This is a genomic window from Monashia sp. NPDC004114, assembly GCF_053603855.1.
Window position 1 is genome coordinate 39,615 of sequence record NZ_JBSGGK010000031.1, and the last position, 11,729, is coordinate 51,343.

At 70.8% G+C, this 11,729-nt stretch carries 10 protein-coding genes; 7 read left to right on the forward strand and 3 right to left on the reverse strand.

Going from position 1 to position 11,729, the window contains the following annotated elements; all coding sequences use genetic code 11:
* Positions 1–53: 53 nt before the first annotated feature.
* Genes ACWEOW_RS24370 through ACWEOW_RS24380 form a run of 3 tightly spaced genes read right to left on the reverse strand, consistent with a single transcriptional unit; the run spans position 54 to position 2,569 of the window.
* Positions 54–932, reverse strand: coding sequence for a carbohydrate kinase family protein (locus ACWEOW_RS24370; protein WP_452271844.1), 879 nt, complete (start codon positions 930–932; stop codon positions 54–56).
* A complete protein-coding gene (locus tag ACWEOW_RS24375) occupies positions 929–1,882 on the reverse strand; it encodes a pseudouridine-5'-phosphate glycosidase (protein WP_452271845.1) in 954 nt (317 codons plus the stop codon). Before ACWEOW_RS24375 ends, ACWEOW_RS24370 begins: the two co-directional genes overlap by 4 nt.
* A gap of 9 nt (positions 1,883–1,891) precedes the next feature.
* On the reverse strand, positions 1,892–2,569 hold the full coding sequence (locus ACWEOW_RS24380) for a (2Fe-2S)-binding protein (protein ID WP_452271846.1): 678 nt from the start codon (positions 2,567–2,569) through the stop codon (positions 1,892–1,894).
* A gap of 31 nt (positions 2,570–2,600) precedes the next feature.
* Between ACWEOW_RS24380 and ACWEOW_RS24385 the strand changes: the two genes are divergently transcribed.
* From ACWEOW_RS24385 to ACWEOW_RS24415, 7 genes are all read left to right on the forward strand, one after another.
* Entirely contained in the window at positions 2,601–3,854 is a 1,254-nt protein-coding gene (locus ACWEOW_RS24385; RefSeq protein WP_452271847.1) for an amidohydrolase, read from the forward strand.
* Between the two features lie 112 nt (positions 3,855–3,966).
* On the forward strand, positions 3,967–5,043 hold the full coding sequence (locus ACWEOW_RS24390; RefSeq protein WP_452271848.1) for a BMP family lipoprotein: 1,077 nt from the start codon (positions 3,967–3,969) through the stop codon (positions 5,041–5,043).
* A gap of 303 nt (positions 5,044–5,346) precedes the next feature.
* Positions 5,347–7,002, forward strand: coding sequence for an ATP-binding cassette domain-containing protein (locus ACWEOW_RS24395; protein ID WP_452271854.1), 1,656 nt, complete (start codon positions 5,347–5,349; stop codon positions 7,000–7,002).
* Positions 6,999–8,117: an ABC transporter permease gene (locus ACWEOW_RS24400; RefSeq protein ID WP_452271849.1), complete on the forward strand. Its 1,119-nt coding sequence runs from the start codon at positions 6,999–7,001 to the stop codon at positions 8,115–8,117. The genes ACWEOW_RS24395 and ACWEOW_RS24400 overlap by 4 nt, the downstream gene beginning before the upstream one ends.
* A complete protein-coding gene (locus tag ACWEOW_RS24405) occupies positions 8,114–9,388 on the forward strand; it encodes an ABC transporter permease (RefSeq protein ID WP_452271850.1) in 1,275 nt (424 codons plus the stop codon). Before ACWEOW_RS24400 ends, ACWEOW_RS24405 begins: the two co-directional genes overlap by 4 nt.
* Positions 9,388–9,879, forward strand: a complete 492-nt coding sequence (locus ACWEOW_RS24410) for a cytidine deaminase (RefSeq protein WP_452271851.1) — start codon at positions 9,388–9,390, stop codon at positions 9,877–9,879. Before ACWEOW_RS24405 ends, ACWEOW_RS24410 begins: the two co-directional genes overlap by 1 nt.
* 57 nt (positions 9,880–9,936) lie before the next feature.
* Positions 9,937–11,226, forward strand: coding sequence for a thymidine phosphorylase (locus ACWEOW_RS24415; RefSeq protein WP_452271852.1), 1,290 nt, complete (start codon positions 9,937–9,939; stop codon positions 11,224–11,226).
* The last annotated feature ends 503 nt before the right edge of the window (positions 11,227–11,729 follow it).

Sequence of the window (11,729 nt, forward strand, 5' to 3'; positions counted from 1 at the left end):
CGACAGAGCGTCCGTCCGGCACCACACGGCAAGGCCGAGGGCCGTATGCCGGGTCAGCTGGGTCGCGCTCCGAGGCGCAGGCACGCTGTGGTGCCCGCCTCGATGCCGGCGCGCAGCGAGGCCATCCGTGACCCGCCGCTGAGCCAGACCGACAGCAGACCGGCGTCGAAGGCGTCGCCCGCCCCGGTCGAGTCGACCTGCTCGATCCGCGGCGCCAGGGCCGACTCGTCGATGTTGTCGCCGATCCAGCGGGCTCCGTTGGGGCCGTAGGTCGCGACCACCTCGCCGACGTGCTCGAGGGTGTGGTCGAGGCCCCCCAGCGCGTCGAGCTCGTCGGCGTTGGGCAGCAGCAGGTCCACGCCCTCCACCCACGACAGGAACTGCTCGGCACCCTCACGGCGGATGAGTGAGGCCGCCTGTGGGTCGACCGAGACCGTCCAGCCGAGGGAGCGGGCCTGCCGGATCGCCTCGAGCCCACCGTCGCGCGACTCGCGGTCGAACAGGACGTACGCCGACAGGTGGAGGTGTGGTCGGGCGCCATCTCGGTGAGGCAGGTCGGCGAACCACACGTCGTCGGGGCAGAAGGCACGGTTCGCCCCGCGGTCCGCGAGCATCGTGCGCTCGCCGTGCTCGTCGACGATCACCGTGACGCAGCAGGTCGGCAGGGCGGGGTCGACCGCGAATGCCGTGTTCACGCGGCGCTGCGCCAGGTCACGCGCGACCGTCTGGGCGGCGAAGTCGTTGCCGACCCGCGCGACCACGGTGACGCTCATGCCCGCCCAGGCCAGCCAGGCCGCGGCGTTGGCGCCCGCGCCACCGGGCACGAGGCGCACGGACGCCGGGGTGTCTGTGCCCCAGGAGATCGGCCCACCGGGCAACGTGATGACATCGAGGCCGACGTCGCCGACCACGACGACCGGACGCGTGGTCACGCCGACACCTCCGCCCTGCTCGACTCCGCGACGTGCGCCGCGACCTCCGCCGCGAGGCGGGCGTTCGACAGGACGAGCTCGACGTTCGCCCGCAGCGACTCGCCTCCGGAGTTGTCGTGGAAGTACTCGAGGAGCCTCGGGGTGACGTCCTTGCCGTGGACGCCGTCGCGCTCGAGCATCGCGAGCCCTTCCGCGACGAGCCGGTCGTGCAGGTCTCGGTCGACCTCGTGAGCGGCCGGCAGCGGGTTGGCGAGCACGACGCCGGCGCGGTCGGTGCCGAGCCGGTCTCGCGTGACGAGGATCCGCGCCGCCTCCTGCGCGGACTCGACGCGCCACGGCACCTCGTGGCCCGAGTCGGCGAGGTAGAAGCCGGGGAAGGCGTCGGTGCGATACCCGACGACAGGGACCGACAGGGTCTCGAGGTACTCGAGCGTGCCGGCGACGTCGAGGATCGACTTCACCCCGGCGCACACGACAACCACCGGCGTCGACGCGATGACACCGAGGTCGGCGGACACGTCGAAGGTCTCGGAGGCGCCGCGGTGCACGCCGCCCAGCCCGCCTGTGGCGAAGACCCGGATGCCGGCCCGGTGGGCGAGCGCCGCGGTGGAGGCGACCGTGGTCGCCCCGCTCTTCCCGAGCGCCGCAGCGACTCCGACGTCCCGGATGGAGAGCTTGGCGATGTCGGGGTCGGTGCAGACACGCTCGACCTCGATGGTCCCGAGGCCGACGTGGACGACGCCGTCGAGGACCGCGATCGTCGCCGGCACGGAGCCGCCGTCGCGCACGGCGGCCTCGATCCGCGCCGCTATCTCGATGTTGTCCGGGTGGGGCAGGCCGTGGGCCAGGATCGTGGACTCGAGCGCCACGACGCCGCGACCCGAGTCGAGCGCCTCGCGGACGTCCTCGTGGACGACGAGCAGGTCGGACGGCGGCAGCGCGTGGGGCATGGCGCCACACTAGTTCGCCGCGTGCGTGGCCTCGGGAGCGCGTCTCGGGCACGCGGCGCACTCACGCATGCCCGGCAGGGCGAAGATGAAGCAGCACGACACCCGTCGCGGCTCACTGCCCACCGACTCGCCCGCAGCACCTCGCGCGAGCCGCGCGGCGGCCGACCACATGTCGTCGACGACGCCCCAGCGCTGCCGCGAGCTCATCTTCACCTCGGGCGCGAACGCCGCCACCACCGGAGACACCAGGTCCCCGTATGCCGTCCGCGCCCGCTCGCGCCGCCGCTCGGTCTCGGGGTCGGTCACGACGGCCGCACGGTCCGGGTCGACGACGATGCGGTGCGGGTACAGGCCCGGCGCCAGCTCGAAACCGAGCCCGCCAGGCGCGGGGGCCAGCAGCCACGGACCCAGCTCAGCGGCATACGCAAGCGGTGTGGCGACCACCTCGCACCACCACTGGAGGACGAAGGCGGCCGGGATGTGCGGCGCGACTGGGGCGGCGTGGCGCTGCTCGAGCTGGATGCGGAGCGCAACGCGCCACGGTGCCAACGGGTCCGCGCCGGCGCGGACGTGTGCGACGACGTCGTCGCACCACACCGTCGCCGCCGACGAGCCAATCGTCATCGTCGTGAACGGCAGTGCGCGGTCGACCTGGCGCACCACGTACTCGACCGAGTCGTCGGCCACATCCCCTCCCGGTCGCTAGAATCCACTGCTCGTGACCGACCATGCCTTGCACGTGCCCTTCGACGCCATCTCCCGGACCGTCGAGGAGCACGTGGACGAGCTGGTCGCGATCCGCCGTGACCTGCACACCCACCCCGAGCTCGGGCGCGGCGAGGTCCGCACCACGGCCCTGATCGCGCACCGACTCGAGCAGGCCGGGATCGAGGTACGCAAGCTGCGTGGCACCGGCCTCATCGCCGACCTCGGGGCAGCCGACCCGGCCCACCGCATCGCGCTTCGAGCCGACCTCGACGCCCTGCCGATCCGCGAGCAGACCGGCCTCGAGTTCTCGTCACAGACCGATGGCGTCAGCCATGCGTGCGGCCACGACGTCCACACCACCGCGCTGCTCGGGGCCGCGCTTGCCCTCAAGGCGGTCGAGGGCCGGTTGCGCGGCGCGGGCATCGCTGCGCGCCTCGTCTTCCAGCCGGCGGAGGAGCTCATGCCGGGTGGCGCCGAGGACGTCGTCGCCCAGGGTGGGCTCGACGCCGTCGACCGGATCTTCGCCCTGCACTGCGACCCCGGCCTCGACGCGGGCCAGGTCGGACTGCGCGTCGGCGCGATCACCGCAGCGGCCGACCAGGTCGAGGTGACGCTGACCGGTCGCGGCGGCCACACGTCACGACCCCACCTGACGCAGGACCTGACGTACGCCCTCGCGAAGGTCGTCACCGACGTCCCCGCGGTGCTCTCGCGACGGCTCGAGCCGCGTGCCGGTGCCGCGCTGGTCTGGGGGTCCATCCACTCCGGCGGTGCGCACAACGTCATCCCGTCCGCCGGCAAGGCGGGCGGCACCCTCCGGATGCTCGACGCGAGCATCTGGGACGGCGTCGAGCGCCTCCTCGAGGAGGTCGTGCACGCTGTCGTCGCGCCGTATGGCGTCCACGCCGAGGTCGCGATCACCAAGGGCGTGCCGCCCGTCGTGAACGAGGCCGGCTGCATCGACGCGCTGACCGCGGCGGTGACCGGTGCGGGGGCGTACGTCGCGCCGACGCCCCAGTCCCTCGGTGGTGAGGACTTCGCCTGGTACCTCACGCACATCCCCGGAGCCATGGCCCGGCTCGGCACCCGCACGCCGGGCGGCCTGACCTACGACCTGCACCGCGGGGACCTCGTCGTCGACGAGGCCGCCATCCCGGTGGGGGCCCGGACGCTGGCCGGCGTGGTGTTCGCCGCGGCCGCCCAGCTGGCTGGAACGCGCACCCTTGGGGGCGTTTCGCCGCTCTCAGCGGTCGCGGATCGGTAACACTTCCTGCGAGTTGTGCCGAGGCGATCAGATCTTGCAGCGGCGGGGATTACCCTTCCCTGCTATGTGGGCCGATGTCGTCGTCGGCCCGACCGAATTTAAGGAGCACCCCTTGCGTTCTGCAACCAAGGTCGCGGCTGTTGTCGCGGCTGCTGCGCTCGGCCTCGCCGCCTGCGGTAGCAGCAGCGACAACACGTCCACCGGCGGCAACACCTCGCCCGCCGGCGGCACGAGCTCGGCACCTGCGTCGAAGATCGTCGTCGGCATCGCCTACGGCGTGGGCGGTCGCGGTGACCAGTCCTTCAACGCCTCGGCGGCGGCGGGCCTCGACAAGGCCAAGGCTGACCTCGGCATCACGTACAAGGAAGCGACCCAGGTCAACGGCGAGAGCGAGGCCGCGACCGAGGAGCGCCTCCAGCAGTTCGTCGACGCAGGCGCGACCCACGTCATCGGTGTCGGGTTCGCCTACGCCAAGGCCATCGGCAAGGTCGCCAAGGACAACCCCGACGTGCACTTCGCCATCATCGACGACGCGTCCGCCGACTCGGCCGGTTCGAACGTCGCCCAGCTGACCTTCGCCGAGGAGCAGGGCTCGTTCCTCGTCGGCGCGGCCGCCGCGCTCAAGTCGAAGACGAACACCGTCGGCTTCGTCGGTGGTGTCGGCGTCGACCTCATCAAGAAGTTCGAGGCCGGCTACATCGCGGGCGCCAAGGCCGCCAAGCCGAACATCGTCGTCAAGAGCCAGTACCTCTCGCAGCCGCCGGACTTCTCGGGCTTCAACGACCCGGCCAAGGGCAAGACGGCCGCCGAGGGTCTCTTCCAGGGTGGGGCCGACGTGGTGTACCACGCCGCTGGTGGCTCGGGCTCGGGCGTCTTCACCGCGGCGAAGGCCGCCGGTGCCGGCAAGTGGGCCATCGGCGTCGACTCCGACCAGGCCCTGACGGCCACGCCGGACGTCCGCGACATCATCCTCACCTCGATGATCAAGAAGGTCGACGTGGCGGTCTACGACTTCCTCAAGTCGGCCTCCGAGGGCAACAACATCACCGGCAACAAGGTCTACGACCTCAAGGCCAACGGTGTCGACTACGCCACGACCGGTGGTCACGTCGATGACATCAAGGCCCAGCTCGACGACTACAAGCAGAAGATCATCTCGGGGCAGATCGTCGTCCCGACCAAGCCCTGAGCTGACACTCGCCAGTAATTGGCTCCAGATGGGCGACACGGCCCGTGCGTCGCGGTAGCGTCGTCGCGGGCCGTGTCCGTCCCCGGATCCGGTTGCGGGCGTAACCGGCAGTAGCCCCACCGTCCGTGGCCATCCGTGGCGGTCGGCCTGCCGAGAGCCGTGACCACTTTCTGCCCGGCCCACGCCGGGCCCGGACGAGGAGTAGTCGCCATCACCGCTGCAGCAACCGAGCGAAGGGCCGCACCCGCAGCCGCCGAGTATGCCGTCGAGCTCGAGGGGATCACCAAGCGGTTCCCCGGCGTCGTGGCCAACAAGGACATCGGCTTCAAGGTGCGACGTGGCACCGTCCACGCGATCGTGGGCGAGAACGGCGCCGGCAAGTCGACGCTCATGAAGATCCTGTACGGCGTGCAACGGCCCGACGAGGGCACGATCCAGGTCGACGGCCACGAGGTGAACCTCCACTCGCCCTCGGATGCCATCCGCGAGGGCATCGGCATGGTCTTCCAGCACTTCCAGCTGGCCGACAACTTCACCGTCCTCGAGAACGTCGCACTGGGCGCCGAGCGCCTCTACGGCATCGGAGACGAGGCGCGCGACAAGATCCGCGAGCTCTCGGCGGCATACGGCCTCAACGTCGACCCGGATGCCCTGGTCGAGGACCTCGGTGTCGGCGCCCGGCAGCGGATCGAGATCCTCAAGGTGCTCTACCGGGGCGCCAAGATCATCATCCTCGACGAGCCGACCGCGGTCCTCGTGCCGCAGGAGGTCGAGGAGCTCTTCGACAACCTGCGTGGGCTCAAGTCCGAAGGGCTGACGGTCCTGTTCATCTCGCACAAGCTCGACGAGGTGCTCTCGGTGGCGGACTCGATCACCGTCATCCGCCGCGGGACCACGGTCGACACGGTCGACCCCACGTCGGTCAACGCCCGCCAGCTCGCCGAGCTCATGGTCGGCGCCGAGCTGCCCACGCCCCAGACCGAGGAGTCGACGGTCACCGACCGCGTCGTGCTGCGCACGGAGGACATCGTGCTCGCCGGGGACGGCGAGACCCGCAACGTCCTCGACGGCATCTCCCTGACGATCCATGCCGGTGAGGTGCTCGGCATCGCGGGCGTCGAGGGCAACGGCCAGGCCGAGCTCGTCGAGGTCATCATGGGGATGCGCGAGCCGACCTCCGGCACCGTGCACCTCGGTGGCGTCGACATCTCCGACTGGGCTACCCGGGAGATCCGCGAGGCGGGGGTCGCCTACATCCCCGAGGACCGGCACCGCCACGGGCTCCTGCTCGAGGCGCCGCTCTGGGAGAACCGCATCCTCGGCCACCAGACCGAGCCGCCCAACGCCCGCGGCTACCTCATCAACGCCGCGGGGGCCAAGGCCGACACCGAGCGCATCGTCAAGGACTTCGACGTGCGCACCCCGTCGATCTTCGTCAAGGCCGGGTCGCTCTCGGGCGGCAACCAGCAGAAGCTCATCGTCGGACGCGAGATGAGCCACCAGCCGAAGGTCCTCGTCGCGGCGCACCCGACCCGTGGCGTCGACGTGGGCGCCCAGGCGAGCATCTGGGACATCATCCGCCAGGCCAGGCGTGACGGCCTTGCGGTCCTGCTCATCTCCGCCGACCTCGAGGAGCTGATCGGCCTGTCCGACACCATCGAGGTCATCCTCCGCGGCCGGCTCACCGGCACGTTCGACCCGGACACGGTGACCGCCGAGGACCTCGGCGCGGCGATGACCGGTGCCGCACACTCGTCCGGTGAGGCGAGCGAGACGAACGCCGATCCCGCGGGCGAGCCGACCGCCGAGCCATCTGCGGAGCCGACTGCGCAGCCGACTGCCCAGCATCCCGGTGAGCCGACTGCCGAGCCGACTGCCGAGCCGACTGCGCAGTCGACTGCCGAGCCGACCGCCGAGCCCGATACCGGCACCGCGCCGGGGACGGAGGACCAGCGATGAGCCGCTTCTCGCCCCGCAAGCTGCTGCTCGGCGTCGCGGCTCCGGTCCTGGCGCTGCTCGTCGCCTTCCTGCTCACGTCCGTGATCCTGCTGGCCCTCGGCGACCCCGTGCGCGAGGTGTGGGCCACGATCCTGTCCTGGCCGAAGCCGAGGCAGATCGTCCAGATCATCAACGGCGCGACGGTCTACTACCTCTCGGCCGTCGCCGTGGCCGTCGGCTTCCGGATGAACCTGTTCAACATCGGCGTCGACGGGCAGTACCGCGTCGCCGCCTTCACCGGGGCGCTGTTCGCGGGCCAGGCGTGGTTCCCCGGCCCGATCAACGTCATCCTGACGATCATCGTCGCGATGGTCGCCGGTGGCTTCTGGGCCAGCATCGCGGCATACCTCAAGGTCACCCGCGGCATCTCCGAGGTCATCAGCACGATCATGCTCAACGCCATCGCCACCGGCGTGGTGCAGTGGCTGCTCATACAAGTCGCGGTCAAACAGCCCGGCAGCAACACGATCACGACCCAGCCGATCCCGGAGTCGTCGCAGCTCGACGGCCTCAGCCTGATCCCCGGGGCGTCCAACAAGGTCTACACGCTGCTGATCCTCGCCATCATCGTCGGTGTCGGGTACTGGTTCGTCCTGGGCAAGACGCGGTTCGGCTTCGACCTGCGCGCCACGGGTAGGTCCGAGACCGCGGCCGTCGCGAGCGGCGTCAAGGTCAAGCGGATGGTCCTGACGACGATGATCTCCTCGGGCGCACTCGCGGGCCTGGTCGGGATGCCGCTGCTGTTCGGTGAGGACCACTACTACGGCACGACGGCCCAGGCCGGCCTCGGCTTCGCCGGGATCGGCGTCGCCCTGCTCGGCCGCAACAACCCGCTCGGGATCGCCGTCGCGGCGCTGCTGTGGTCGTTCCTCGACGTCCAGTCCAACGCCCTTCAGATCCGGGCCGGTGTGGCCTCGGAGGTCGTGTTCATCATCCAGGGCATCATCCTGTTCGCCGTCGTCATCGCCTACGAGCTGATTCGCCGGGCCGACGTCCGACTCGAGCAGCAGCGCGTGGCCCGGGAGCTGTCGGCGTCGAGACCCGATGCCCCGGCCGTGGAAGGAGCCCCGGCATGAGCGCCACCGGTCTCGAGGTCGGCACCCAGCGGGTCAGCACGGCCCCCTCGGGCAAGCGGTTCCGGTTCACCCCGACACAGTGGGTGGGCGTCTTCCTTGCCGCGGTCTTCGTCCTGTCCGTCCTTCGCGTCGTCACGGGCGCCAACGACATCGACTCCTCGGGTCTGCTCATCGCCGGTATCGGCCTCGCCGTCCCGATCGGGCTGGCGGGTCTCGGCGGCCTGTGGTCCGAGCGCGCGGGTGTGGTCAACATCGGCCTCGAGGGCATGATGATCCTCGGCACGTGGGGTGCGGGCTTCCTCGGCTACCACATGGGGCCCTGGATGGGGCTGGTCGGCGCGGTCATCGGCGGCGCCATCGGAGGCGCGATCCACGCGATGGCCACGGTGACGTTCGGCGTCGACCACATCGTCTCGGGTGTGGCGCTCAACATCATCGCGCTCGGGTTCGCCAAGTACCTCTCGGTCCGCTTCTTCAGCACCCTGCCCGGTGGTGGCCCGACGCAGTCACCGCCGCTCGACCAGCTGCCCACGTTCACCCTGCCGGGGCTGTCCGACTGGCTGGGCGACATCGAGCAGCAGCACATCTTCTTCATCTCCGACCTTGCCGGCATCCTTCGGGCGTTCTGCACGGACGTGTCGGTCGTGACGATCATCGCCGTGCTGCTGTTCATCGCTACGGCCTGGGTGCTGTGGCGCAGCGCCTTCGGCCTGCGCCTTCGGTCCTGTGGCGAGTCGCCGGTCGCGGCTGAGTCCCTGGGTGTCAACGTGCTGCGGTACAAGTTCACGGCGGTGCTGATCTCGGGCGGCCTGGCCGGCCTCGGTGGCGGATTCCTGGCGCTCGTCGCGGCCAACCTGTTCCGCGACGGACAGACCGGCGGGCGCGGCTACATCGGCCTCGCCGCGATGATCTTCGGCAACTGGCGGCCCGGTGGCCTGATGGCCGGCGCCGGCCTGTTCGGCTACACCGACGCCGCGCAGCTGCGTGGCGGCGGCACGACGGTCCATGCGTTCCTGCTGTTGTTCGCGGTGCTGCTTCTCGGCATCGGCATCTGGCAGATCGTGCGCAGGAACCGTCGCCTGCAGGGCATCATCGCGATCGTCGTCGGCGCCCTCGTCGGCTTCTGGTATGCCGCGACGGACGTCGTGCCCCAGGAGCTGTCCGGCACGACGCCCTACGTCGCGACCCTGCTCGTGCTGGCCTTCGCCTCGCAGCGCCTGAGGATGCCTGCGGCCGACGGCCAGATCTACCGCAAGGGTGAGGGCGCCTAGTGCCCGCAGCACCCGAGGACGCGACCGGCATACCCAGCAACTCCGGGTATGCCGGCACTCCCGCCGAGGAGGCCACCGGCGCCTCTGCGGAGGGCGAGGTCGACTGGGAGGCGCTGCGTGAGCGCGCCGTGCAGCTGATGCGCCGGGCGTACGCGCCCTACTCCGGCTTCCCGGTCGGCGTCGCGGGCCTCGTCGACGACGGCCGGGTGGTGGCGGGCTGCAACGTGGAGAACGCGGCATACGGCGTGGGCCTGTGCGCGGAGTGCGGGATGGTCTCCGACCTGCACGCCAGCGGGGGCGGACGCCTCACCGCGGTCTTCTGCGTCGGCAGCGACGGCCAGGCGCTCATGCCGTGCGGGCGGTGCCGGCAGCTGCTGTGGGAGAACGGCGGGCCGACCTGCCTGCTCATGACCCCCGAGGGCGTGCTGCCCATGGCTGAGGTCCTTCCGCAGGCATTCGGGGCCGACAACCTGCATCACGCTGAGGGCTGAACACCTCGACCGGCGTACACCCGCCGGGCGGGCGACGGCTGGGACATGATGTCTCCCGTGAGCGAAGCCTTCGATGCCGTTGACGTCATAGCCACCAAGCGCGACCGGTCCGAGCTGTCGGACGCGCAGATCGACTGGGTCATCGACGCCTACACCCGTGGCGTCGTCGCCGAGGAGCAGATGTCCGCGCTGGCCATGGCCATCTACCTCAACGGGATGAACGCGCGCGAGATCTCGCGCTGGGCCGACGCCATGATCCGCACGGGCGAGCGGCTGGACTTCTCGGGCCTGAGCCGGCCGACCGCCGACAAGCACTCGACCGGAGGGGTCGGCGACAAGATCACGCTGCCGCTGGCGCCGCTCGTCGCGGCATGCGGTGTCGCGGTGCCGCAGCTGTCCGGGCGCGGGCTCGGTCACACCGGGGGCACGCTCGACAAGCTCGAGTCGATCCCCGGCTGGCGGGCCGAGCTGACGAACGACGAGATGATGCGCCAGCTCGAGGAGGTCGGCGCGGTCATCTGCGCTGCGGGGTCGGGGCTCGCACCGGCGGACAAGAAGCTCTATGCGCTGCGAGACGTCACCGGCACGGTCTCGTGCGTCCCGCTCATCGCGACCTCGATCATGAGCAAGAAGATCGCCGAGGGGACCGGGGCGCTCGTGCTCGACGTCAAGGTGGGCTCGGGGGCCTTCATGAAGGAGCTCTCCCAGGCGCGCGAGCTGGCCGAGACCATGGTGCGGCTGGGCACGGACGCGGGGGTGCGGACCGTGGCCCTGCTGACCAACATGCAGACCCCGCTCGGGCTCACAGCGGGCAACGCGCTCGAGGTCCGGGAGTCGGTCGAGGTCCTCGCCGGAGGCGGGCCCGAGGACGTGGTCGAGCTGACCGTCGCGCTCGCTCGGGAGATGGTGACCGCTGCGGGCCGGGACGACATCGACCCTGCCGACGTGCTCGCCGACGGGCGGGCGATGGACGCGTGGAAGCGGATGATCCGGGCGCAGGGAGGCGACCCCGACGCGCCCCTTCCGGTCGCCAAGGAGCAGCACCACGTGCTCGCACCGGCCGACGGCGTGCTCGTCGAGCTCGACGCCCTCGCGGTCGGCGTGGCTGCCTGGCGCCTCGGGGCGGGGCGTGCCCGCAAGGAGGACCCGGTCCAGGCCGGGGCCGGGGTCGAGATCCACTACAAGCCCGGTGCGACCGTCCGCGGCGGCGAGCCGATGCTGACCCTGCACACCGACGAGCCCGACCGGTTCGAGCGCGCCATCGAGGCGCTTGAGGGCGGATACCTCATCGCCCCCGAGGGTTCGCGTCCCGACCTCGCGCCGATCGTCATCGACCGCGTCGCCTGAGGACTGCCCGCCGAGCCGGGCGCGGTCACCCCGCACGCCCGCGGCGGTCGAAGGAGCGCCCCACCCTGCCAGGTCGAGTGGGCGCTCCGTCCCTCGTGTAACCGCGGCCGCGCGTTCATGTCGAGTGGGCGCCCCGTCCCACCTGTCACAGGGGCCCCACTGCCTCGGGTCGAGTGGGCGCCCCGCCCCTCCTGTCACAGGGGCTTCCTGGGTTGCACCCAAGGGCCGCCTGCGGGGCGCGTTTGCGCAGGTCAGAGGCCATATGGGGTCGCCCGGGGAGCCCGATTAGGAGATCCCGCGGACCCCGTGTAATGTTCTCTTCGCCGCAAGGGAAACCAAGCGAGCGAGTCCGGCCCCTCCAAGAGGCGGATCACGGATTTGACTCCCAAGCAGACGCGCGGCAAAATTGAAGGGTTGCCCCGGAGTCCGGTCGTTTGGCTGGGTGATGGTGTGTGTCCGATTCTTGAGAACTCAACAGCGTGTCAAAAATCGATGCCAATACC